The sequence below is a fragment of the Streptomyces sp. NPDC014907 genome (genome assembly GCF_055562975.1).
Map to the genome: position 1 here is coordinate 436,706 of NZ_JBVHEG010000002.1, position 23,386 is coordinate 460,091.

The following is a 23,386-nucleotide window of genomic DNA, read 5'->3' on the forward strand; positions in this document are numbered from 1 at the left end:
CGGTCCACACAGCCGGCCCGCACGACCGGTGCTCCTCACCCGCCCTCGGGTACGGCCACGAGTTCCCTCCCCTCCGTCGTCACCGCGACCGCCCCGTCCCGGTCGGTCCGCAACACCCTCGCGCCACCGTTCCGCAACGCCTCCACCGTGCGGGGCGAAGGATGTCCGTACGGGTTGTCCCGCCCCACCGAGACCAGGGCGAACCTCGGCCGCACGGCCCGCATCAGGCGCGGGTCCTGATGCGCGGACCCGTGGTGGGCGACCTTGAGGACGTCCACCGGGGCCAGCTCCGGATGGGCCCGCAACAGCGCCCGCTGCGCCGGTGGTTCCAGATCCCCGAGGAGCAGCAGGCTCAGTCCCCCGGCGGCACGGACGAGCAGCACGACACTCGCGTCGTTGGGCCCCTCGAAGCGGCTCCCTCCTCCCGCCCGGGGCCAGAGCACACGCCACTCCAGGCTCCCGGTCCTCCGCAGTTCCCCCGGCTCCGCGCGGACCAGCGGCACACCTGCGGCGGCCGCCGTCCGCCGCACGAACGCGGCCTGCGCGGGCGGCTCTTCGAGCCCGGTGGTCTGGATCGCCCCCACCGACCGTCCCCGCAACACGCCCGGCAGCCCGGTCACGTGGTCCGCGTGGAAGTGGGTGAGCACCAGCAACGGCACCCGTCTCACGCCGAGTTCGCGCAGGCAGCGGTCCACCGGTACGGGATCGGGGCCCGTGTCCACCACGACGGCGGAGTCCCCGCCCGCCGCGAGCACGGTCGCGTCCCCCTGACCCACCTGGCACATCGCGAACACCCAGCCCGGCGGCGGCCATCCGGTGGCCCACCGGGTCAGCGGCACCGGACGGACCACGGCGAGCAGGAGGAGGACGGCGGCGAGGCCGCCGATCGCGCCCCGGTACGGCAGCCTGCGCGCCCCGAGGACCACGGTCGCGGTGAGCAGCGCGAGGGCCAGCCCGCCCCACCACCCGTCGGGCCAGGCCAGTTCCGCCCCCGGCAGCGCGCCTCCGGCACGGGCCACCCGCGCGATCCATCCGGCCGGCCATCCCGCCAGCCACGCCAGGCCCTCCGCGCCCGGCGTCCAGAGCGGTGCCAGGGCCAGCGCGGCGAACCCGAGCACCGTCGCGGGCGCCACGGCGAGTTCGGCGAGGAGGTTGGCCGGGATCGCGACCAGACTCACCCGGGCGGCGAAGACCGCGACGACCGGAGCGCACACCGCCTGCGCCGCCAGGGCCGCGGCCAACGCCTCCGCGAGCCTGCCGGGGACCCTGCGCCGCCGCAGCGCGTCGCTCCACCGGGGTGCGACGGTCAGCAGCGCCCCGGTGGCCAGGACCGAGAGGAGGAAACCGTAGCTCCGCGCGAGCCACGGGTCGTAGAGCACCAGGGCGAGGACGGCGGCGGCCAGGGCGGGGACCAGCGATCTCCGGCGGCCGGTGCCGATCGCGAGCAGGGCGACGAGACCGCAGGCCGCGGCGCGCAACACGCTCGGGTCGGGCCGGCAGACGACCACGAAGGCGAGCGTCAGCCCTCCTCCGGCCGTCGCGGTCGCCCGCAGCGACAGGCCGAGGCGGGGCGCGAGCCCGCCCCGTTCCGCCCGGTGCGCCCGTCCGGGACGGCCGATCAGCAGGAGCAGCACGATGGTCAGGTTGCTGCCGGACACGGCAAGAAGGTGCGTGAGGTCGGTCGCTTCGAAGGCGTCCCGCAGTTCGGGGCCGATCCGCGAGGTGTCTCCCACCACCAGGCCGGGCAGCAGGGCCCGCGCGTCCGGTGCGAGCCCTTCGGTGGCCCTCCGCAGCCCCGCGCGCAGCTCCCCCGCCGCCCGTTGCAGGGTGTTCGGCGGCCCGACGACCCGGGGCGGTTCCGTTCCGCCGGCCCTGAGCACCGCCGCGCACGGTTCCCCCGGATTCATCGGCGGCGCGAACCGGGCGTCGACCCGCAACCGGGTGGAGGGCAGCAGCCGCAGCCATTCCTCCCGTCTCTCCCCCGCCGGTACGAGCAGGCGGACCGGGGTCCGGGTCCGGTGGGCCGACCCGTCCGGCCGCTCGACCCGGGTCACCTCGCCGTCCAGGACGATCGAGACGGGGGCCGTCGTGTTGCCCCGCACCCTGGGCCGGGTGAGCCGCGGGTCGGAGGTCACCGTCACCTCCGTCCGTGCCCACGCGTACTCCTCGGCCAGGACCGGCACGGGTCCGCGCCGCAGGTCCGCCGCGTGCAGTCCCGCCGAGGCGGCCCCGGTCGCGGCGCACAGCAGGACTCCCGCCCACGCGGTGGCCCGCAGCCGCCGCCCGGACGCGCCCCTCCCGGACGCGCTCCGGGCACCGTCCGGGTCTCCGCGCCGCCGGAGCCGGTCCCGCGTCAGCAGGACCGCCGCTCCCGCCGCGCAGGCCGTGACCCCGGCCGCCGTCCACCATCCGGTGAGGCCCACGGCGCAGGCCGCCGCCGCCCAGGCGGCTCCCGCGAGGGGAACGAGCCGCAGGTCGGCCGGGGCCTCCCGCCACCGGGGCTTCCCCGTCGCCCGCTCCTCGTCCGCCGCCCCGTCCCTCTTCACGGACGGACCAGCGGTTCGAGGTCGGCGAACCGGCGCTCGCCGATGCCGTTGACCTCCCGCAGTTCGCCCACCGAGCGGAAACCGCCGTGTCGCGTGCGGTGGTCGACGATGTGCCGGGCGAGGACCGGTCCGACGCCCGGGAGGGTGTCGAGCTGTTCCACCGTCGCCGTGTTGAGGCTCACCGGCACCGGCGTCCCCGGTGCGCCTCCGCCGGTTCCGTCCCTCCCCGGGGCGGGACCGGCCGCCCCCGCGCCCGGTACGCCGACCAGGACCTGTTCCCCGTCCGACAGGACACGGGCGCGGTTGATCCCGGTGAGATCGGCGCCGGGTTCCGGCCCGCCCGCCGCGCGCAGGGCGTCCGCCACCCGCGAGCCCGCGGGCAGGGTGAGGACCCCCGGCCGGCGCACCTTGCCGCCGACGTCGACGACGACCTTCGCTCCGGCGGCCCCGGCGCCTCCGGAAGTCCCCGCCGCCCCGGCGCTCCCGGACGTCCCGGCGGCGCCGGGGGGAGCGGGCGGCACGGACGCCGCCCCCGGATCGGGCCTCGGTCCGGTCCCGGCCCCGGTCCGTGCGACGGGTACGGCCGCCGCGGGGGCGGCGCGGACGACCTCGGGGGCGCGCACCGGTTCCGGCCGTCCCGTCCAGAAGTACCCGCCCGCGAGGCCCGCGGCCACCAGCAGGACCACCGTCAGCGCGGCCAGCGTCCTCGGTTCGAGACCGCATCCGGTCCGCGCCCACACCGGCGTCCGGTCGCGGAGCCCCGCCACCAGCCGTCCCCCCACGCCTGGTGAGGAGGCCCCTTCCCACGGCTCGGGCGCGCCTCCACCGGCCGGCGGTCCGGGCGTCCCCACTCCCGCTGCCGGTTCCGTCGGCATCGGCATCGGCATCGGCGGGAACAGCGCGTCCCCCCGCCGCCGCACACCGTCGGCGGCCCCCGTGGCACGCCCCGCCGGCCCCCGCGTCCGCGCGGGGGGCGAACCGCGTCCCACGGGACGACCGCGCCCGTCCGGTCCGGGTGTCCGTCCGAACCCGGCCGCCGGACCACCGGCCCTCCTCACGGTCTCCGGGACGGCCGTCCCCGTCCCTCCGGGGACGGTCGCGCCCGTGGCCCCGGGGACGGTCGTGTCCCGGGGTCCGGGAACCGCCGTGGCCGTGGTTCCTAGGACGGTCGATGCGTCGGGCGAGGTGTGTGTACGAAGCGTCATGCCCGTGACGGTAGGGACAGCGGAGACCCCGTGCCGGGCTCGGTCGCGGTCCGTGGACAGGGGCTCCGTTGGGGAGAACTCCGTCACCCTCACGGGTGACCCAGGACCTCAGCGCGGCGAGACGACGACCGCGAGGAGTCCGGGGCCCGTGTGAGCACCGATGACCGCGCCCACCTCGCTGACGTGGAAGCCCTCGATTCCCGGTACGCGCTCCCTGAGCCGGTCCGCGAGCGTGGCGGCCCTCTCCGGCGCGGACAGGTGGTGCACGGCGATGTCCACTGCCCCGGCCCCCGCCCGTTCCACCGCGATCTCCTCCAGCCGCGCGATGGCCTTCGAGGCCGTCCGCACCTTCTCCCGCAGCTCGATCCGCCCGCCGTCGAGTTCGAGGAGGGGCTTCACCGCGAACGCGGAGCCGAGCAGCGCCTGCGCGGCACCGATGCGGCCGCCCTTGCGCAGGTAGTCCAGGGTGTCGACGTAGAAGAAGGCGGAGGTCCCCGAGGCACGCTTCTCGGCCGCCGCGACCGCCTCGTCGAGCGAGCCGCCGGCCTCCGCGGTCCGTGCCGCGGCCAGGGCGCAGAAGCCCAGCGCCATGCCCACCATGCGGGTGTCCACCACCCGTACGGGTACGGGTGCGCCCCTCGCCGCGAGCACGGCGGCGTCGTACGTGCCGGAGACCTCGGCGGACAGGTGGAGCGAGACGACGCCCCGCGCACCGGCCTCGGCGGCCTTCCGGTAGGCCTCGGCGAAGACCTCGGGACTCGGGCGGGAGGTGGTGACGGAGCGTCGTTTCTGGAGGGCCTCGGCGAGTGCCTGGGCCGAGATCTCGGTGCCCTCCTCCAGGGCGCGGTCGCCGATGACGACGGTCAGCGGGACCGTGGTGATGGCGTGCCGCTCCCTGGTCTCGCGTGGCAGGTAGGCCGTGGAATCGGTGAGGATCGCGACATGCCGGGACATGAGCGGGAGGTTACCCGCCGGGGACGCCCCGCGGCAGTCCGGCCCCCGGGAGGCACCGGCATGGGTCCGTCCCGCCCCGCGCCCGGCCGTCCCGCCGGGCGGCTCCCCGGTGCGGCCGTCGCGTCAGGCGGTCGTCTCCGGGCGGGCCGACTTCTCCCAGGGGTGGACGGTCCGCAGGGGGTCGGGGCCCGTGATGGCGGACGGCTCGCTCCCGGACCCCGTCCGGTCGGCGGTCCCGGTCCTCCGGTCGGACCCGGCCGGGCGCTCCCGCTCCTCCCCACCGGTCTCCGGCGCCGTCTCCGGCGTGGTCCAGTGGCGCAGGGCCCCGGCCTCGACGTCGATCTGGGCGCTGAGCGCCGACAGGTCGTCCTCGGCGAACCTCACGGCCCGGTCCCGGGCGGCGCGACGCAGCGCGTCGGCCGAGCCCGTGATCCGCTCGGTCCGCGCGGCGAGCTCGGGGAGCTGTCCGGCCACCCATGCCCGGTCGGGCTCCCGCTCCAGACGCTTGAGGTCGGCGTCCAGTTCGATCCCGTGCGCGCTGAGCCGGTGGAACAGGTCCAGGGACTCCTTCAGCGAGGCGTCCTGCCCGACTCCGGCCTGGAGCGCCTCCTGGGTGGCGCGCATCGAGGTGCGCAGCGAGAGCCGCAGCCGGGCCAGCTCTCCGGCGGTCCCGGCCTGGCCGAAGCTCTTGGCCCGCAGCGTGGTGTCCTCGACCGTGCGCCGGGCCTGGTCCAGGGTGCGGTCGACACCGCGTTTGGCGGCCTTGGTCACCTTCACGGCGGCGTACACCCCGAGCACCACGAAGGACAAGAAGAGCAGGGCCATGATCGTGACAATCGCGGCTTCCATGGGTGCCCCTCCGGCATCGGTCGACTCACCACGCGGCTGTGGTTCCTCCACGGTAAACGGAACGGGCAGGCCGCGGGTTCCCCCGGAACCCCCAACCTGCCCGTAGGGGAAACCCCTGGGCGCGGCCGTACACCGGCCGCGTACCGCTAACCGGCGACGATGTTGACCAGCTTCGGCGCGCGCACGATCACCTTGCGGATCTCGGCGCCGCCCAGGGCGGCGACCACGTGCGGGTCGGCCAGCGCCAGCGTCTCCAGCTCCGCGTCCGTGATCGACGGGGAGACCTCCAGGCGGGCCTTGACCTTGCCCTTGATCTGCACGACGCAGGTCACGGTCTCGTCCACGACGTACGCCGGGTCGGCGACCGGGAAGTCCTGGTGGACGACCGATTCGGTGTGGCCCAGCCTGCGCCACAGCTCCTCGGCGATGTGCGGTGCCAGCGGGGCGACCAGCAGGACCAGCTGTTCGGCGACGGTCCGGGAGACCGCGCCGCCGGACTTGGTCAGGTGGTTGTTCAGCTCGGTGATCTTGGCGATGGCGGTGTTGAAGCGCATCGCGGCCATGTCCTGCGCGACGCCGTCGATCGCCTTGTGCAGGGCGCGCAGCGTGTCCTCGTCGGGCGCGGCGTCCACGACGGTGACCTCGCCGGTCGACTCGTCGACGATGTTGCGCCACAGACGCTGCAGCAGGCGGTACTGGCCGACCACCGCGCGCGTGTCCCAGGGGCGCGACACGTCCAGCGGGCCCATCGCCATCTCGTACAGGCGCAGGGTGTCGGCGCCGTACTCGGCGCAGATCTCGTCCGGCGTGACGGCGTTCTTCAGGGACTTGCCCATCTTGCCCAGGACGCGGGAGACCTTCTCGCCCTGGTACCAGAAGCCGCCGTCGCGCTCCTCGACCTCGGCCGCCGGGACGGCGATCCCGCGCGCGTCCCGGTAGACGAAGGCCTGGATCATGCCCTGGTTGTACAGCTTGTGGAAGGGCTCGGCCGAGGAGATGTGGCCCAGGTCGAACAGGACCTTGGACCAGAAGCGCGCGTACAGCAGGTGCAGCACGGCGTGCTCGGCACCGCCGACGTACAGGTCCACGCCGCCGGTCGGCATGCCCTCGCGCGGGCCCATCCAGTACTGCTCGACGGCCGGGTCGACCAGCTTCTCGGAGTTGTGCGGGTCCAGGTAGCGCAGCTCGTACCAGCAGGAACCGGCCCAGTTGGGCATGGTGTTGGTCTCGCGGCGGTACTTCTTGGGCCCGTCGCCCAGGTCCAGGGTGACGTTCACCCAGTCCTCGTTGCGGGACAGCGGGGTCTCCGGGCGGGTGTCCGCGTCGTCCGGGTCGAAGGTGCGCGGCGAGTAGTCGTCGACCTCCGGCAGCTCCAGCGGCAGCATCGACTCGGGCAGCGAGTGGGCGACGCCGTCCTCGTCGTAGACGATCGGGAAGGGCTCGCCCCAGTAGCGCTGGCGGCTGAACAGCCAGTCGCGCAGCCGGAAGTTGACCGTGCCCTCGCCGATGCCGCGCTCGGCCAGCCAGGCGGTGATCCTCGCCTTGGCGTCGACGACGCCGAGGCCGTCCAGGGAGATCTCGTCGTTGGCCGAGTTGACCAGCTTCGCCTCGTAGGAGGCGAAGGCGTCGTCCCAGGTGGCGGGGTCGGTGCCGCGGTCGTCCGAGGGCTCGACGACACAGCGCATCGGCAGCTCGAAGGCGCGCGCGAAGGCGAAGTCGCGGCTGTCGTGCGCCGGGACGGCCATGATGGCGCCGGTGCCGTAGCCCATCAGGACGTAGTCGGCGATGAAGACCGGGACCCGCTCGCCGCTGACCGGGTTGGTCGCGTACGCGCCGGTGAAGACGCCGGTCTTGTCCTTGGCCTCGGCCTGGCGCTCGACGTCGGACTTGGAGGCGGCCTGCTTGCGGTAGGCGTCGACGGCTTCGGCGGGGGTGGCGTGACCGCCGGTCCACACGTCGTGGGTGCCCTCGGGCCAGGCGGCCGGAACGATCTTCTCGACCAGCTCGTGCTCGGGCGCCAGGACCATGTAGGTGGCGCCGAACAGGGTGTCCTGGCGGGTGGTGAAGACGGTGATGGCACCGGCGTCGCCGACCTGGAAGTCGACGCGGGCCCCCTCGGAGCGGCCGATCCAGTTCCGCTGCTGCAGCTTGATGGCCTCGGGCCAGTCCAGGGCGTCCAGGTCGTCGAGCAGGCGGTCCGCGTAGGCGGTGATCCGCATGTTCCACTGGCGCAGCTTGGACTTGAAGACGGGGAAGTTGCCGCGCTCGGAGCGTCCGTCAGCGGTGACCTCCTCGTTGGCCAGGACGGTGCCCAGGCCGGGGCACCAGTTGACGGGCGCGTCGGAGGCGTACGCCAGGCGGTACTCGCCCAGGACGTCGGCGCGCTCGGCGGCGCTCAGCTCGCTCCACGCGCGCGTGGTGCCGGGGACCTCACGCGTGCCGTTCTCGAACTGCTCGACCAGCTCGGCGATCGGACGGGCCTTCCGGGCCTCGTCGTCGTACCAGGAGTTGAAGATCTGCAGGAAGATCCACTGGGTCCACTTGTAGTACTCCGGGTCGATCGTGGCGAACGACCGGCGCTTGTCGTGGCCCAGGCCCAGCCGGCGCAGCTGGACCTTCATGTTCTCCATGTTGGCCTCGGTGGACACGCGCGGGTGCGTGCCCGTCTGCACGGCGTACTGCTCGGCCGGCAGGCCGAAGGCGTCGAAGCCCAGGGTGTGCAGCACGTTGTGGCCGGACATGCGCGCGTGGCGGGCGAAGACGTCCGTCGCGATGTAGCCCAGCGGGTGGCCGACGTGGAGTCCCGCGCCCGAGGGGTACGGGAACATGTCCATGATGAACTTCTTGGGCCGGGCGGCGACCGCCGGGTCGCCCGCCAGGTCACCGGTGGGGTTCGGAGCCTCGTACGTGCCCTCGGCGTCCCAGAAGTCCTGCCAGCGTGCCTCGATGTCGGCGGCCATGGCCGCCGTGTAGCGATGCGGGGCCGCCGTCTCGGCGGCCGTATTGATCTCGGTCATGGTCCTTGAAGCTCCATCGATCGTCTCTGCCCACGGCCACTGACTGCCCGAAATGAAAAATCCCCTCGCACAGGAGGGGATGCCGCGCCGACTCCGACGGAATGTCTGTCACCCGTCGGGACTGGTCAGCGCGGCTCGGTAAGCAGGAGGCGTACGGCACGCATGGCGCCAGGGTACCGCAGCGCCCGCACGGGCCGCACCGGCGTTCCGGGGGCCGGGACGCGAGAGAGCGGGCCACCCGATCCGGGTGACCCGCTCTCCTCTCCACGAGACCTCCGTGGACCTTCTGTGGAGCTAAGGAGAATTGAACTCCTGACCTCCTGCATGCCATGCAGGCGCTCTACCAACTGAGCTATAGCCCCTTGCTTTCCGTCTCCGTTCCGGTTTCCCTCGCGGCGACAGACAGAACATTAACCGGCTCCCCGGCAGATCTCCAAATCGATTCCCGGAGCCCTTCCGGACCTCCGGGTAGGGTCGCCGACTGTGTCCGTCTCCGTGCTCTCGAAAACCCGTTCCCGGCCGTGGCCCCTGGTCACCGCCGCGGCGGTCTGCCTGCTCTCGTTCACGGCCTTCTGGGTGGCGCAGCGCCTCGCCCACGTGAACATGCTCGACGTGATGGTCTACCGGGCCGAGGGGGAGACGGTCCGGGCCGGCGGCGACCTGTACGCGATGCGCGCCACCTCGGCCAACCTCGGCATGACCTATCCGCCCTTCGCGGCCCTGCTGTTCGTGCCGCTGACCCTGGTGGGCGTCCCGCTGATGCGGACGCTCGCCACCGGCGGGAACCTGCTCCTGGTGGTCGCCCTGGTCGTGCTGTCGGTCCGGCTGGTCCGTCCGTCGCTGTCGCGCGCGGACCTGTGGCGCACGGCGCTCTGGGTCGCCGCGGCCGTGGTCTGGTGCGAGCCGGTGTGGACGACCCTGCGGTACGGCCAGATCAACCTGCTCATGGCGGTGGCGGTGCTCTGGGACCTCACGCGCCGCGAGGGCTGCCGCTGGGCCGGCCTCGGGATCGGCCTGGCGACCGCGGTGAAACTCACACCGGGGCTCTTCGTGGTCCTGCTGCTCGTCGCGGGCGTGCTGCTGTGGCGCCGGGACCGGTCCTGGAACCAGTGGCTGCGCACGGCGGTGACGGCGACCGGGGTGTTCCTCGGGACGACGCTGGCCGTGGCGGCCGCGCTGCCCGCGGACTCGAAGAAGTTCTGGACGGAGACGCTGTTCGAGACGGGCCGGGTCGGTTTCGCCGAGGAGACCGCCAACCAGTCGATCCGCGGCGTCCTGGCCCGGCTGATGCACACCGACGACCCGGGCCTGTGGTGGGCGGTGACGGCGGCCCTCCTGGGCGGCGCGGCGATGGTGGTGGCGGTGCGCGCGGCGCTGCGCGGCGACAGGGCGGTGGCGGTGGTCGTCTGCGCGTTCACGGCGCTGATGATCAGCCCGATCTCGTGGTCCCACCACTGGGTCTGGTGCGTGCCGCTGCTGATCCTGCTCGCGGACCGCTCCACGCGCGCGTGGGCGGTGACGGGGGCGGTGGCCCTGGTGTTCGCGTCGTTCGCGCTGTGGTGGGTGCCGCACGACCCGGGACGTCCCGAACTGGACCAGAACGCGGGGCAGATGCTGCTCTCCGCGGTCTATCCGCTGACCGCGACGGCGCTGCTGCTGGGGTACGTGCTGACGCGGCGGCGGGCCGCCGGGGAGCGGGGCCTCGCGGGGAACGGGGCCCGGGCCGCGACCGGGGGGCCGGGGCCCGCGGAGGAGCGGCGCCTTCCGGAGGAGCGGCGTCAGGCCGTGGCGAAGGAGTAGAACCGCTTGAGGGTGCAGTGCTCGTCGAGGAGCCGGCCGTAGATCGGCTCCCCCTCGAGTTCCCGGTACGTCTCGATCGGGTCGCCTTTTATGATCAGCGCCCGCGCGCACTCCTCGCACCAGTACTGGAAACCGGGGTTGACGGGGTCCATGTCGCGCACGATGGGCGTACCGCTGCCGCACCAGTCGCACTTCCGCCTGTGTGCACCCATCAGTCAGCTCCAGCTGTGGCCGCAGGTCGTGCACCCACAGGACACCCTGCCGTTGTCGCCGAGCACGTGGGTCACCCTCCCGTCCGGATCTTCGTCCCCCTCCGGCCGTCCGATTCTGCCATGGCCCCGCAAGGGGGTCGGCGGACTTGGCGCGAGAAGCCCCGGAGGGACGGGACCGGGAGGCGGGAAGGGTCGGGGAACGACGAATCCCGCCCCCTGATGGGGACGGGATTCGGTGACTGTGGAGCTAAGGAGAATTGAACTCCTGACCTCCTGCATGCCATGCAGGCGCTCTACCAACTGAGCTATAGCCCCTCGTGTTCTTCGCGCTCCGCGCTGCGAACAAGAAGAACTCTAGCCTGTGACCTGCCGGAAAGTGAAATCCGGGTCCGGCGGGCCGGTCGCGGGAGCTCAGTCGTCGTCGCCGAGGACCGGTGTGGGCAGCGTGCCGGCGTTGTGTTCCGTCAGGCGCCAGCCGCGCGCGCCCTCGCCGAGGATGGACCAGCAGCAGTTGGAGAGCCCGCCCAGGCTCTCCCAGTGCCGGGCCTCCAGGCCCAGGAGCCGGCCGATGGTGGTCCGGATGGTGCCGCCGTGGCTGACCACCACGAGCGTGCCGTTCTCCGGGAGCTTGTCGGCGTGCTCCAGGACCACCGGGGCGGCCCTGTCGGCCACCTCGGTCTCCAGCTCGCCGCCGCCCCGGCGCACCGGCTCGCCGCGCTTCCACGCGGCGTACTGCTCTCCGTACCGCGCCACGATCTCCTCGTGGGTCAGTCCCTGCCACTCCCCCGCGTAGGTCTCGCGCAGGGCGGCGTCGTGGGCGACGTCGTGGCCGGTGAGCGCGGCCAGCTCGGCGGCGGTGGCCGCCGCCCGCTTCAGGTCGGAGGCCACGATGGCGTCCGGTGCGAGCGCGGTGAGCAGCCGTGCGGCCCGGCGCGCCTGGGCGACGCCGGTCTCCGTCAGCTCGATGTCGGTCGAGCCCTGGAAGCGGCGCTCCAGGTTCCAGGAGGTCTGGCCGTGGCGCCAGAGGACGATGCGGCGGCCACTGCCGCCCCCGGTGGTGCTCAGCTCAGCTCACCGTCCGTTCCGTCCGGGAGCCCGGAGGCATGGTCGGCGGTGTCGACGCCGGTCAGGGCGGCGTGCTCGGCGCCCTTCCCGCGGGTCTTCCGGGCGTCCTCGGGCAGCTCCAGCTCGGGGCAGTCCTTCCACAGCCGCTCCAGGGCGTAGAAGACCCGCTCCTCGCTGTGCTGGACGTGGACGACGATGTCGACGTAGTCCAGCAGGATCCAGCGCGCGTCGCGGTCGCCCTCGCGGCGGACCGGCTTGGCGCCGAGCTCCTTGAGCAGCCGCTCCTCGATCTCGTCGACGATCGACTTGACCTGGCGGTCGTTGGGCGCGGAGGCGAGCAGGAAGGCGTCGGTGATCGACAGCACGTCGCTGACGTCGTACGCGATGATGTCGTGCGCGAGCCGGTCGGCGGCCGCCTGGGCGGCGGTCTTGACGAGCTCGATGGAACGGTCCGTAGCGGTCACAAGCAGGCTTTCGTCGGCGGTCCAGTACCCCTCCAGGGTCTCACGGACCGCCGACACCGCCGTCTGCCTTTTCCGGAGCGCCGCCGGGCCCGCCCCGGCGGAGCGGGCGGCGCCGTTTCCGGGACCGCGCCCTACCGGGTTCCCGGGGCCTTGTAGTCGCGGCCCAGGACCACGGTGACCGCGGCCGTGCCGGTCGTGCCGCCCTTCCGGACGGAGCCGGCGGGCAGGCCCAGCGTCCTGGCCACCTCGGCCGCCGTCGTCTTCCGGGCGTCGTCGCCGTAGAGGACCTGGGACTTCTCCTGCGCCGGCGCCGTGGTGGCGCCCACGAAGGCGTAGCCGCCGTTGACCAGCGTGATCCGGGCGGTCTCGGCCGCCTTTCCGCCCGACCCGTCCCGCACCGAGACCCGGGGCACGCCGCCCGTGTCCGGGGCGCCGGCCTTGCCGCCGAGGACGTCCTTCACGACGGTGTCGCTCGCGCCTTCGGTCAGCGCGCCGTCCTGCTCCACCGGGAGCAGGGCCGTCTTGTAGGCGCCGACCTTGGCGTGCTCGGCGAGCTTGGCCAGGGAGGCCCCGAGGTCCTTCTCCGGGAGCGAGGGGTCGAGGATCTGCTGGAGGGTCCCGATGGTGACGGTGGCGGCCTCGGGGTCGTCGGAGATCTTCCGCAGCACCCCGTAGAGGACCTGGCCGAACCTCCGGAGCTGCTCCGCCTCGGTCTCGCCGGGGGCCCGGTAGGTGGCGTACGCGACGGCGGCGCGGCCGTTCAGCGTCTGCTTCTCGCCCTTCTTCACGAGCGGCTCGGCCCCCTTCCTGGGGCCGGGCACGTCCGTGTCGGTGTCGGCCTCGACGCCGCCGACGATCTCGACGAGGTTCTCCAGGTACGGGGTGTCCAGGCGCCAGGTTCCGGTGAGCCGGGTGCCGAGGAGGTTGTCGATCGCCTCCCGGGTGCCGCTGGACCCGTCCTCCTCGACCGACTTGCCGAGGGTGGTCGGGGAGCCCTCGCCGTCGGTGACGACGACGGAGTTGGGGAGCAGGACCGTGGTGCCCTGGCGGGTGGTCGCGTTCTCCACGAGCAGGGCGGTGGAGGTCCCGCCGCCGGTGGTGTCGTGGAGGTGGACGACGATCGCGTCGCGCTTCTGGGTGCCGCTCGCCGCGGTCCCCTTCCCCTCCGGGTCGGACGTCCCGGGGAGCATGCCCGCGGACCACAGGTAGGCGACGCCGCCGGCGAGGGCGAGCACGAGCGCCACGGCGAGCGCGACGAGCCGGTTGCGGCCGCGCCGCCTGGCCTCCTCGCGCCGTTCGGAACGGCTCTCGGTGAACTTGAGCCAGTCGATGACGTCCTCGGAGTCCTCGTCGGGCTCCTCGATGAACGAGAACTGCTCGGTGCGGTACTCGCGGTCGCCGTCGTCCCTCCGGGGCGGGGAGGGGCGCTCGGAGGCGGGGCGCTGGCCGGGGACGCCGGGCGGGGCCGCGACGGGCGCGGCCGGCGCCTCCGGAGCCGCCGGGGCGGTCCGGACGGGCTGGGGCGGGGACTGCGGCGGGGACTGGGCGGCCCACTGCTGCCCGGTGTCGTAGGAGGGGTGGGCGTGGCCCTGCCCGCCGTACGGGTCGTACGGCGGCTGCTGGGCGTACGGGTCGTAGCCGTACGACTGCTGCTGCGCCTGCTGCTGCGGGTCGCCGTACGGGTCGTGGTGCCGCACGGGCGCCTGCTGCTGCGGCTGCTGGTACACCGGCTGCCCGTACTCGTCGTAGCCGATGATCTGCGGCTGCGGATAGTACGGGTCGTACGGATGCTGCTGGTCGTTCACCGGTGCCCCTCCCCGGAGTTCACTGGCCGCGGTACAGCTGGCGCTTGTCGATGTAGCGCACCACGCCGTCCGGGACCAGGTACCAGACGGGATCGCCCTGCACGACCCTCGCCCGGCAGTCGGTGGAGGAGATGGCGAGCGCGGGGACCTCGACGAGCGAGACCCCGCCCTTGGGCAGCCCGTCGTCGGTGAGGTCGTGGCCCGGACGGGTGACGCCGATGAAGTGGGCGAGCGAGAAGAGCTCCTCGGCGTCGCGCCAGGTGAGGATCTGCGCCAGCGCGTCGGCCCCGGTGATGAAGAAGAGGTCCGAGTCGGCGTTGAGGGAGCGCAGGTCCCTCAGGGTGTCGATGGTGTAGGTCGCGCCGCCGCGGTCGATGTCGATCCGGCTGACCGAGAACTGCGGGTTGGACGCCGTGGCGATGACCGTCATCAGATAGCGGTCCTCGGCCGCGGACACGGCCTTGTGGCTCTTCTGCCACGGCTCCCCGGTCGGCACGAACACCACTTCGTCCAGATGGAACAGGGCGGCGACCTCGCTGGCCGCCACCAGGTGTCCGTGGTGGATCGGGTCGAAGGTTCCGCCCATCACGCCGAGTCGGCGCTTCCCGCGCCCGCCAGTAGGCACTTCCTGCTCTCCCATGCGTGCAGAGCCTACTGGCACGGCAGCGGCCGCCGGATCAGCGGTGTCGGTTCAGCGGTCGCGGTTGAAGCGGGTGGTGATCCACAGCAGCAGGAGCAGGGCGCCGAAGGCACCGAAGCCGGTGAGGTAGGGGCTGAGGCTTTCGTGGTTGCCGCCGTGCTCGGCCCCCTCGGCGAGGGTGACCAGGTGGGCGGCGGTGCTGTGGAGGCTCATCTTCGGCAGACCTATCGATCGGGGGTGGGAGCGGAGACTTCGCGCACATCGTATGCGGGCCGTCCCGGCGCGCTCACGCCGACTCAGGCGTTGGCGTCGCGCTCGGCGTTGCCGTCCGCGCCGTCCGCCGCCCGGCCGTCCTCCGTTCCGCCGGTGGTGTCGTCGCGGTAGCCGCGCAGCAGGAACCAGGCGAGCAGGACGCCGCCCACGACCGAGAGCAGCAGCACGATCCGGAGCGTGTCGCCCGCGCCCTCCCCCGCGGCGAGCAGGGCGGTGGCGGTGGTGTCCGGCATGTCGGTCGTGCCCTTCGTTCGTCCCGGTCGCCCGGGTTGTCCACAGGCCCTCGGCACACGGTATCGCCAACGCCTAGGCTGGGCGCAGTCAGGGGGACGAGCACCGACTCGTACGAACAGGGGGCATCCATGACCGAGAACGTCCAGGAGAGCACGCCGAGCAGGCTGCGGAAGCGGTTCCCCGGAATCTCCTCGCGGGCCTACGAGCACCCGGCCGACCGTTCGGCGCTGGTGGCGCTGCGCAAGCTCAGCGGCTTCGACACGGCCTTCAAGGCGCTCAGCGGGCTGCTGCCGGAGCGCAGTCTGCGGCTCCTCTACCTCTCGGACTCCGTCCGGGTGAGCGACGCGCAGTTCGGCCACCTCAACGAGATGCTGCGGGACGCCTGTTACGTCCTGGACCTGGAGAAGGTCCCGCAGATGTACGTGACGCAGGACCCGAAGCCCCAGGCGATGTGCATCGGCCTGGACGAGCCGATCATCGTGCTGACCACCGGTCTCGTGGAGCTCCTCGACGAGGAGGAGATGCGGGCCGTCGTCGGTCACGAGGTCGGCCACGCCCTCTCCGGGCACGCGGTGTACCGCACGGTCCTGCTGTTCCTCACCAACCTGGCGCTCAAGATCGCCTGGATTCCGCTGGGGACGGTCGCGGTCACGGCCATCGTGACGGCGCTGCGCGAGTGGTTCCGCAAGTCGGAGCTCTCCGCCGACCGGGCCGGGCTCCTCGTGGGACAGGACGTGCGGGCCTCGATGCGCGGCCTGATGAAGATCGCCGGCGGCAACCACCTGCACGAGATGAACGTGGACGCGTTCCTCGCCCAGGCCGACGAGTACGAGAAGGCCGGTGACCTGCGGGACTCGGTCCTGAAGATCCTCAACGTGCTGCCGCGTTCGCACCCCTTCACGGCCGTCCGGGCGGCGGAGCTGAAGAAGTGGTCGGAGAGCCGCGACTTCCAGCGGATCATGGACGGGCACTACCCGAAGCGGTCGGAGGACAAGGACACGTCGGTCACGGACTCCTTCCGCGAGTCGGCCGGGCACTACGCCGAGACCGTGCGGACCAGCAAGGACCCGCTGTTCAAGCTGGTCGGGGACATAGCGGGCGGCGCCGGTGACCTGGCGGGCGACCTGGGCGGGCGGCTGCGCACCCGGTTCGGCGGTCAGGGCTCCCCGAAGGCCGACGACGGCGCGGGCGGTCAGGGCGAGGGCTGAGCGTCCGGCGCCAGCGCTCCGCACAGCGACGGGGCGGCGGGCCGGGCCGTGGCGTACGGGTCGGTGACCGCCGGGCCGTCCGCCCCGGTGGGCTTCGCCCCGGCCAGGAGCGGCCTCAGGGAACCCGTGTTCCCGGGGCCGCAGGCCTGCGGCCCGGCCTCCACGGTGCTGGTCAGCAGCTCGGCGCGGTGCGTCCGCAGGTCCTCGCGGTCGAAGCGGAAGCGCACCGCCCGGTGGACGGTGAAGAGGGAGGCGGCGGCCGGCCCGGCGTCCGTGGTGGCCGGGCGGAGGGCGTAGGTGTACGTGTGGTCCGCCGTGACGTCCAGCGTGTCGGGGCCGACCTCCTCGAAGCGCAGGACCCCCCGCACCCGGACGGCGGGGTCCGCGAGGACGACCCGGCGCGGGTCGAAGCGGACGAGCCAGGCGGCGAGGGCGTGCCGGCCGTCGTCGGCGGACGACTCGACGCTCCGGTCGAACTGCTCCCGCTGGTCCGGGTCGAGCAGCAGGCGCGGGGGACGCACGGTGGCCCCGGACAGGACGTCGGGCTCCATGGAGGAGGCCACCAGGTAGTCCTTGGCGATGCCGAGGGCGGTGACGACCTGGCTCTCGGCGAAGTGGGGGGTGCGTCCCGCGACGGGCAGGTCGATGCCGGCGGCCCCGGTGCGGTGGTGGGCGGCCGGGCTGCGGGCGAGGAGCCGGACGGGCTCGCCGCCCGGGACGGGGTTCCGGGGGGCGAGCGGGACCACGGTGGTCCGCAGGGGCTCGGCGCGCTGGTCCACCGGGAGCGGGTACGGGTTGCGGATGCCCAGGTAGACGGCGGTGCCGAAGGCGAGGACGACCAGCAGGACCAGCAGGACCGCCTGGCGGGGGCCGCTCCTCCCCTCCCGGGAGGGGAGGCTGCGGACGGCCTGGGCGTGGCCCTCCATCCGTTCCCGGGCGGAGAACTCCTGGAGGCGGGCAGCGCGGACGAACGCCTCGTCGAAGACGACGGATCGGTACTCGTCCTCACCACCGCCGGGGAACCCCTCGGGCGTCCCTTCAGGCGGGTCGCCGCGCCCTGCCATACCTTCAGGGTAGGTCCGCAGGGGCATCGGTAAACGCCCGGCTACACGACAGAATCGGAAGAATTCCGCCATTGGGGTGCGGGGGCGCGGCGGAGGGACGGGAGCCGCCGGGCGGCGGGACGCGGCGCGGGGCCGGGAGACCGGGAGGGGCTATTCGGGGGACGCGGAGCGTACGGCGGGCGCGCGGGCGGCCGGCGGGGCCGGGCTGGGCGCGTCGACCCCGGTGGTGGCGGGCGACGGGACCCGGTCCTGGCGGTTGGCGGCGGCGCCCCGGTAGACGGCGCTGAAGGCGAGGGCGACCATGCCGATCCCCATGACCAGGGCGAGGATCCAGGCGACGGGCCGGTGCCAGCGCGCACGGCCCCGGTAGGGACGCAGGGCCCCGCCGTGACGGCCGTAGGGGCTGTCGTCGTCGCCGATGTCGTCGGGCTCGTAGACGGGGCCCAGGGGGTCGTGGCCGTCCCCGTGGAAGTCCTCGTCGGCGGGTCCGCCCGCGCGGGCCCGGGCCGCCTCGGCCTCGGCGCGGGCCCGGGCCGCCTCGGCCTCGGCGCGGGCCTGGGCCGCGGCGAGGAGCCGCTCGACCGCGGACGGTTCGTGCACGGGGGCGGCCCGTACGAACTCCTCGTCGAAGACCACGGCGGCGTGGACCTCGTCGGCGCCTCCGCGGTCGACAGAGTCCTCGGGGTCCCCGCCGTTCTGGAACGGCCTGCCCCCCACGTCGTCCGGCACGGATTCAGGGTAGACCCGGAAGGTGGTTTTGGGCAGGGAGAGTGCGAACCCTCCCCGCCCGTACCGATAGGAGGCGTTACCGCACGTGGCCGTCGCCGGTGACGATGTACTTGGTCGAGGTCAGCTCGGGGAGGCCCATGGGGCCCCGGGCGTGCAGCTTCTGGGTGGAGATGCCGATCTCGGCGCCGAAGCCGAACTGGCCGCCGTCGGTGAACCGGGTGGAGGCGTTCACGGTCACCGTGGTGGAGTCGACCAGTTGGGTGAAGCGGCGGGCCGCGGCCTGCGAGGTGGTGACGATGGCCTCGGTGTGGCCGGAGGACCACATCCGGATGTGCTCCACGGCCTTGTCGAGGGACTCGACCACGGCGGCGGCGATGTCGTACGAGAGGTACTCGGTCTCCCAGTCCTCGGGCGTGGCCGGGACGACGGTGGCCCTGGAGCCCTCGGCGAGGGCGAGGACCCGCTCGTCGGCGTGGACGGTGACACCGGCCTCGGCGAGGGCGTCGAGGGCCCTGGGGAGGAAGGCCTCGGCGACGTCCTTGTGGACCAGGAGGGTCTCGGCGGCGTTGCAGACGCTGACCCGCTGGGCCTTGGAGTTGATCAGGATGTCGACGGCCATGTCGAGGTCGGTCTCGGCGTCGACGTAGACGTGGCAGTTGCCGGTGCCGGTCTCGATGACCGGGACGGTGGACTCCTCGACCACGGTCCGGATGAGGGAGGCGCCGCCGCGCGGGACGAGGACGTCGACCAGGCCCCGGGCGCGCATCAGTTCGCGGACCGACTCGCGGGACTCGCCGGGGACGAGCTGGATCGCGTCGGCGGGCAGCCCGGCGCCCCCGACGGCGTCGCGCAGCACGGTCACCAGGGCGCTGTTGGAGGCGTACGCGGAGGAGGAGCCGCGGAGCAGGACGGCGTTGCCGGACTTGAGGCAGAGGGCGGCGGCGTCGACGGTGACGTTGGGGCGGGCCTCGTAGATGATGCCGACGACGCCGAGGGGGACGCGGACCTGGCGCAGGTCGATGCCGTTGGGGAGGGTGGAGCCCCGGACGACCTCTCCGACGGGGTCGGGCAGCGCGGCGACGTCGCGGACGTCGGCGGCGATGGCCCGGACGCGCTCCGGGGTGAGGGTGAGCCGGTCGACGACGGCCTCACTGGTCCCGGCCTCCCGGGCCCTGGCGACGTCCACGGCGTTGGCCTCGACGATCTCGGCGGTGCGCACTTCGAGGGCGTCCGCGATCGCCAGCAGGGCGTCGTCCTTGGCCGCGCGCGGGAGTGGCGCGATTTCGGCGGCGGCGCCACGGGCCCGGTAGGCGGCCCGGATGACCGGGGAGAGGTTGTCGAGGGGCGTGAGCGAGGTCATGTCCGCAGGGTACTGGCACGCCTGCGGACATCCCTCACGTATCCCGCACTCCGAGACGTGCCCCGGACCGGCGGCACGCCCGGGTCCCGAGACGTGCCCCGGACCGGCGGCGCGCCCGGGCCCCGCGACGCGGTCCCGGGCCGGTGGCACGGTCCGCCACGACGGCGTGCCGTGCCCCGGCCCGGGACGCGGTCCGCACCCGGCGGCGGCCCGCCCGGCGGCCGGCCTCGCGGTGACCGGCTTCTCGGCGGCCCGCCCCGTGGTGATCCGTCCGGCTGCCGGCCCCGTGGTGGCCCCTCCGGCGGCCGGCCGGGCCGGCGGTCCGTCAGTAGGGGTGGACGCCGACCGGGGCCGCCGGCGGCGGGCCGTAGCCCTCCGCGATCCGCTGGTGGTAGGTCTCGCGGTCGATGACCTCCAGGCCCACGATCTCCCACGGCGGGAGCTTGGCCGTCTGCCGGTGCTCGCCCCACAGGCGCAGGGCGACGGCCGCCGCGTCGTGCAGGTCACGGGCCTCCTCCCAGTACCGGATCTCGGCGTGATCTCCGGCGTAGCGGCTGGTCAGCAGGAAGGGATGGTCGTGGGCCAGCTGTTCGAGCCCCCGTCGCACCTCCTTCAGCGGCGACTCCACGCCCGACACGCTGAGGGTGATGTGCCAGAGCCTGGACACGGGCTGTTGCCGTTCCCCGGCGCGGGTCTCGTGCGTCTCGCGTGCCTCGTGCGGGTCGGTGGCGGACCCGGTCCTCCTGTCCGTGGACCCGCCCCGTGCCTCGTCGAAGTCGGCTCCGGCCTCGACACTGGTCAGGGCGCGTTCGGCAGTCCCGCGGGGCGGTGCCCCAGGACGCGCTCGTCTCACCGGCGGCCTCCTGTGTGATGCGTGCGGTGCTGTCCCCGCCTTGCTCTTACCCCCGGGACAAAGTTGACCAGCCCGAGGGGGTGCGTGGGGCCGTTTTGGTGAACGTCCCTTCCGGACGGCCGTAGTTTCGGCCGTTTCGGCGGGTGGCGTGCGGGCGGTGTTCAGCGGATGACGACGAGGTCGTCACGGTGCACGACCTCGCGTTCGTACTCGGGCCCCAGCTCTCCGGCGAGCTCGTGGGTGGAGCGGCCGAGCATCCGGGGGATCTCCTTGGCGTCGAAGTTGACGAGGCCCCGGGCGACGGCCCGGCCGGTGGTGTCGCGCAGCTCGACGGGGTCACCGGCCACGAAGTCGCCCTCGACGGCCACGAGACCGGCCGCGAGCAGGGACTTCTTCCCCTCGACCACGGCGCGGACGGCTCCGTCGTCCAGGGTGAGGGAGCCCTGTGGGGTGGAGGCGTGGGCGAGCCAGAGGAGCCGGTCGGCGGAGCGGCGGCCGGTGCGGTGGAAGTACGTGCCGGTGTCCCGGCCGGCGAGGGCGTCGGCGGCGCGGCTGGCGGAGGTGAGGACGACGGGGATGCCGGCGGCGGCGGCGATCCGGGCCGCCTCGACCTTGGTGACCATGCCGCCGGTGCCGACGCCCGCCTTGCCCGCGGAGCCGATCTCGACGTGGGCGATGTCCGAGGGGCCGGTGACCCGCGCGATCCTCGACGTGCCGGGCTTGGAGGGGTCGCCGTCGTAGAGCCCGTCGACGTCCGAGAGCAGCACGAGCAGATCGGCGCGGACGAGGTGGGCGACGAGGGCGGCGAGCCGGTCGTTGTCGCCGAAGCGGATCTCGTCCGTGGCGACGGTGTCGTTCTCGTTGACGACCGGCAGCGCGCCCATGGTGAGGAGCTGGTCGAGGGTCCGGTACGCGTTGCGGTAGTGGGCGCGCCGGCTGGTGTCGTCGGTGGTGAGGAGGACCTGGCCGACGCGGACGCCGTAGCGGGCGAAGGAGGCGGTGTAGCGGGCGACGAGGAGGCCCTGGCCGACGCTGGCGGCGGCCTGCTGGCGGGCGAGGTCCTTGGGACGGCGGGTGAGGCCGAGCGGGGCGAGACCGGCGGCGATGGCGCCGGAGGAGACGAGGACGATCTCCTTCTCGCCGCCGCTGCGGACCTTGGCGAGCACGTCGACGAGGGCGTCGACCCGGTCGGCGTCGAGTCCCCCGGAGGCCGTGGTGAGGGAGGAGGAACCGACCTTGACGACGACCCTGCGGGCCTCCGTCACGTACTGCCTCGCCCCGTCCGTCTGACCCGTCACCTGCGTCGTCACCCGCGCCGTCCTCGCTCGCCCGTCCCGCCGCGCGCTCCGCGCCGCGGCTGTCGGGCAATCTACGCGAGCCGGGAGGGCTGCCGCTCGCCCGTTTCGCTCTCCGGACCGGTCCCGGCGTGGTCCCGGCCGGTGCCGCGGGGCACCAGGATGCGCTGGGAGATCACGTAGGTGAAGGGGATCGCGACGACGGCCGCGGCGAGCGGCGCGATCCTGTCGTCCATGCCGGCCCAGGTGACGAGCGCGTAGAGGCCGACGCTCTGGACCAGGTAGTTGGTGACGTTGGTGAGCGGGAAGAGCGCGAACTTCTTCCAGGTGGGGCGGGTGCGGTAGGTGAAGTAGGTGTTGAGGAAGAAGGAGCCGATCATGCTGAGGACGAAGGCGAGGGAGTACGCGGCGAAGTACGGCATCCACGGGTGGAGGAGCAGGTAGCACCCGAAGAACGTGCCGGTGTTGACCCCGCCGACGAGGCCGAAGCGGAAGATCTCGGCGAGCCGCGCCCGCCGCGCGGCGGTCTGCGCGCCGGGAGCGGCCGGTCCCGCGGCGTCCTTCCCGGGGGTCCCGGCGGTGCCGGGCGCGCCTCCGGCGCCGAGCGTCCCTCCGGTGCCGGGCGCGCCGCCCGGCCGGGCGGGACCGTCCCCCCCGTCCCTGCCCGTGCCCATCAGTGCTCCCGCTCGGTGGCGGCGAAGCGGGCGCGCTCGACGGCGGAACGGCCGGAGGTGCGGTGGGTCTCCTTGACGAGGAAGTGCGGCCGGCGCTTGGTCTCGTAGTAGATGCGGCCGATGTACTCCCCGATCAGGCCCAGCATCATCATCTGCACGCCCCCGAGGCCCACGATGATCGCGACCAGGGTGACGTATCCGGGCGAGGTGACGCCCTGGGTGAAGGCGTTGACGACCACCCAGACCGCGTACAGGGCGGCGAGGCCGGTCAGCATCATGCCCAGCCAGAGGGCGATGCGCAGCGGACGGTTGTTGAAGGAGATCAGCCCGTCCATGCCGTAGTTGACCAGGGAGCTGAACTTCCACTTCGTCTCGCCGCCCTCGCGCGCGGCGTTCTTGTAGTCGAAGGTGACGGCGTCGAAGCCGATCCAGGAGAAGAGCCCCTTGGAGAAGCGGTTGTACTCGGGGAGCGAGAGCAGGGCGTCGACGGCGGGGCGGGAGAGCAGCCGGAAGTCGCCGACGCCGTCCATGATCTCCACGTCCACCCAGCGGTTGACCGCGCGGTAGTAGGTGCGGCTGAGGGCGCTGCGGACCTTCTTGTCGCCTTCGCGGGTGCGCCGCGCTATCACCTGGTCGTGACCCTGGTGGTAGAGGTCCAGCATGCGTCCGAGCAGCTCGGGCGGGTGCTGGAGGTCGGCGTCCATGATCACCACGGCGTCGCCGGCGGACTTGCGCAGGCCCGCGAGCATGGCCGCCTCCTTGCCGAAGTTGCGGCTGAAGGAGGCATACTGTGTGCGGTCCGGATGCCGGGTGGCGATCTCCCGGAGCTTGCCCAGCGTCCCGTCGGAGCTGCCGTCGTCCACGTAGCAGATCTCGTAGTCGGCCGGAAGGGCGTCGAGCACCTGGCGCATCCGCGCGTCGAAGAGCTCGACGACGTCCTCCTCGTTGAAGCAGGGAACGACGACGGAAAGCTTGGTCATGGAACGGTCACTCCAGAGGGAGGGGCGAGAGCACGCTCTGAGGGGCCACCACCCGACTCTTCTTCAAGCGGCACCATGCGGTACAAGGTGGTGATGGCCGTCCGGCGTGCCCTGCGTGGCCGCCCCGGTCGGCATGTCGTCCATACAATAAAGCATGCG

Annotated in this window: 21 protein-coding genes and 2 tRNA genes; 2 read left to right on the forward strand and 21 right to left on the reverse strand. The window is 73.3% G+C overall.

The genetic code is table 11. The features are described from left to right. Positions 1-35: 35 nt before the first annotated feature. The 6 genes from ACZ3IL_RS07440 to ACZ3IL_RS07465 all read right to left on the reverse strand — a co-directional run bounded on the left by ACZ3IL_RS07440 (position 36) and on the right by ACZ3IL_RS07465 (position 8,933). The gene (locus tag ACZ3IL_RS07440) at positions 36-2,546 is read right to left on the reverse strand and encodes a ComEC/Rec2 family competence protein (protein WP_467387563.1); all 2,511 of its coding nucleotides are present in this window, start codon (positions 2,544-2,546) and stop codon (positions 36-38) included. Beyond that, complete coding sequence (locus ACZ3IL_RS07445) at positions 2,543-3,445, reverse strand: ComEA family DNA-binding protein (protein ID WP_467388191.1); 903 nt, start codon at positions 3,443-3,445, stop codon at positions 2,543-2,545. Before ACZ3IL_RS07445 ends, ACZ3IL_RS07440 begins: the two co-directional genes overlap by 4 nt. A 414-nt stretch (positions 3,446-3,859) precedes the next feature. Further along, positions 3,860-4,705, reverse strand: coding sequence for a DegV family protein (locus ACZ3IL_RS07450; protein WP_467387565.1), 846 nt, complete (start codon positions 4,703-4,705; stop codon positions 3,860-3,862). 123 nt (positions 4,706-4,828) lie between these two features. Further along, positions 4,829-5,554 (reverse strand): hypothetical protein, encoded by a 726-nt coding sequence (locus ACZ3IL_RS07455; protein WP_467387567.1) that lies wholly within the window; start codon positions 5,552-5,554, stop codon positions 4,829-4,831. Positions 5,555-5,700: 146 nt separating this feature from the next. Beyond that, positions 5,701-8,571 (reverse strand): leucine--tRNA ligase, encoded by a 2,871-nt coding sequence (gene leuS, locus ACZ3IL_RS07460; protein ID WP_467387568.1) that lies wholly within the window; start codon positions 8,569-8,571, stop codon positions 5,701-5,703. A 289-nt stretch (positions 8,572-8,860) separates the two neighbouring features. After that, positions 8,861-8,933 (reverse strand) — tRNA-Ala (locus ACZ3IL_RS07465). Positions 8,934-9,054: 121 nt separating this feature from the next. Between ACZ3IL_RS07465 and ACZ3IL_RS07470 the strand changes: the two genes are divergently transcribed. After that, positions 9,055-10,371, forward strand: coding sequence for a glycosyltransferase 87 family protein (locus ACZ3IL_RS07470; RefSeq protein ID WP_467387570.1), 1,317 nt, complete (start codon positions 9,055-9,057; stop codon positions 10,369-10,371). Here the strand turns inward: ACZ3IL_RS07470 and ACZ3IL_RS07475 are convergent. The 8 genes from ACZ3IL_RS07475 to ACZ3IL_RS07510 all read right to left on the reverse strand — a co-directional run bounded on the left by ACZ3IL_RS07475 (position 10,350) and on the right by ACZ3IL_RS07510 (position 15,063). Continuing rightward, positions 10,350-10,583, reverse strand: a complete 234-nt coding sequence (locus ACZ3IL_RS07475; RefSeq protein WP_015033559.1) for a hypothetical protein — start codon at positions 10,581-10,583, stop codon at positions 10,350-10,352. The two genes, ACZ3IL_RS07470 and ACZ3IL_RS07475, sit on opposite strands and share 22 nt — an antisense overlap. Positions 10,584-10,825: 242 nt before the next feature. Continuing rightward, positions 10,826-10,898: transfer RNA gene (locus tag ACZ3IL_RS07480), tRNA-Ala, on the reverse strand. Between the two features lie 96 nt (positions 10,899-10,994). Continuing rightward, the gene (locus ACZ3IL_RS07485) at positions 10,995-11,648 is read right to left on the reverse strand and encodes a histidine phosphatase family protein (protein ID WP_467388193.1); all 654 of its coding nucleotides are present in this window, start codon (positions 11,646-11,648) and stop codon (positions 10,995-10,997) included. Beyond that, on the reverse strand, positions 11,645-12,169 hold the full coding sequence (gene rsfS / locus ACZ3IL_RS07490; protein WP_467387573.1) for a ribosome silencing factor: 525 nt from the start codon (positions 12,167-12,169) through the stop codon (positions 11,645-11,647). Before rsfS ends, ACZ3IL_RS07485 begins: the two co-directional genes overlap by 4 nt. A gap of 74 nt (positions 12,170-12,243) precedes the next feature. Further along, the gene (locus ACZ3IL_RS07495) at positions 12,244-13,917 is read right to left on the reverse strand and encodes an LCP family protein (RefSeq protein ID WP_467387575.1); all 1,674 of its coding nucleotides are present in this window, start codon (positions 13,915-13,917) and stop codon (positions 12,244-12,246) included. Between the two features lie 19 nt (positions 13,918-13,936). Then, positions 13,937-14,557: a nicotinate-nucleotide adenylyltransferase gene (nadD, locus tag ACZ3IL_RS07500; protein WP_467387577.1), complete on the reverse strand. Its 621-nt coding sequence runs from the start codon at positions 14,555-14,557 to the stop codon at positions 13,937-13,939. A 51-nt stretch (positions 14,558-14,608) separates the two neighbouring features. Then, positions 14,609-14,770, reverse strand: a complete 162-nt coding sequence (locus ACZ3IL_RS07505) for a hypothetical protein (protein WP_185893249.1) — start codon at positions 14,768-14,770, stop codon at positions 14,609-14,611. An 83-nt stretch (positions 14,771-14,853) separates the two neighbouring features. Beyond that, a complete protein-coding gene (locus ACZ3IL_RS07510) occupies positions 14,854-15,063 on the reverse strand; it encodes a hypothetical protein (RefSeq protein WP_467387579.1) in 210 nt (69 codons plus the stop codon). A 129-nt stretch (positions 15,064-15,192) separates the two neighbouring features. Between ACZ3IL_RS07510 and ACZ3IL_RS07515 the strand changes: the two genes are divergently transcribed. Further along, the gene (locus tag ACZ3IL_RS07515) at positions 15,193-16,272 is read left to right on the forward strand and encodes a M48 family metallopeptidase (protein ID WP_467387581.1); all 1,080 of its coding nucleotides are present in this window, start codon (positions 15,193-15,195) and stop codon (positions 16,270-16,272) included. Here ACZ3IL_RS07515 and ACZ3IL_RS07520 read toward each other — a convergent pair. The 7 genes from ACZ3IL_RS07520 to ACZ3IL_RS07550 all read right to left on the reverse strand — a co-directional run bounded on the left by ACZ3IL_RS07520 (position 16,257) and on the right by ACZ3IL_RS07550 (position 23,227). Then, positions 16,257-17,336, reverse strand: a complete 1,080-nt coding sequence (locus tag ACZ3IL_RS07520) for an SCO2583 family membrane protein (protein WP_467387583.1) — start codon at positions 17,334-17,336, stop codon at positions 16,257-16,259. The genes ACZ3IL_RS07515 and ACZ3IL_RS07520 overlap by 16 nt on opposite strands. A gap of 150 nt (positions 17,337-17,486) precedes the next feature. Beyond that, positions 17,487-18,065, reverse strand: a complete 579-nt coding sequence (locus tag ACZ3IL_RS07525) for an SCO2584 family spore wall biosynthesis protein (RefSeq protein ID WP_467387585.1) — start codon at positions 18,063-18,065, stop codon at positions 17,487-17,489. Positions 18,066-18,141: 76 nt separating this feature from the next. Beyond that, a complete protein-coding gene (locus ACZ3IL_RS07530) occupies positions 18,142-19,425 on the reverse strand; it encodes a glutamate-5-semialdehyde dehydrogenase (RefSeq protein WP_467387587.1) in 1,284 nt (427 codons plus the stop codon). 325 nt (positions 19,426-19,750) lie between these two features. Continuing rightward, a complete protein-coding gene (locus ACZ3IL_RS07535) occupies positions 19,751-20,278 on the reverse strand; it encodes a hypothetical protein (protein WP_467387589.1) in 528 nt (175 codons plus the stop codon). 161 nt (positions 20,279-20,439) lie between these two features. Further along, complete coding sequence (gene proB / locus ACZ3IL_RS07540) at positions 20,440-21,543, reverse strand: glutamate 5-kinase (RefSeq protein WP_467388195.1); 1,104 nt, start codon at positions 21,541-21,543, stop codon at positions 20,440-20,442. Positions 21,544-21,647: 104 nt separating this feature from the next. Beyond that, a complete protein-coding gene (locus tag ACZ3IL_RS07545; RefSeq protein WP_467388197.1) occupies positions 21,648-22,070 on the reverse strand; it encodes a GtrA family protein in 423 nt (140 codons plus the stop codon). A gap of 176 nt (positions 22,071-22,246) precedes the next feature. After that, positions 22,247-23,227 carry a glycosyltransferase family 2 protein gene (locus ACZ3IL_RS07550; protein WP_467387591.1) on the reverse strand — a complete coding sequence of 327 codons (981 nt, stop codon included), beginning with the start codon at positions 23,225-23,227 and terminating at the stop codon, positions 22,247-22,249. Between the last annotated feature and the right edge of the window lie 159 nt (positions 23,228-23,386).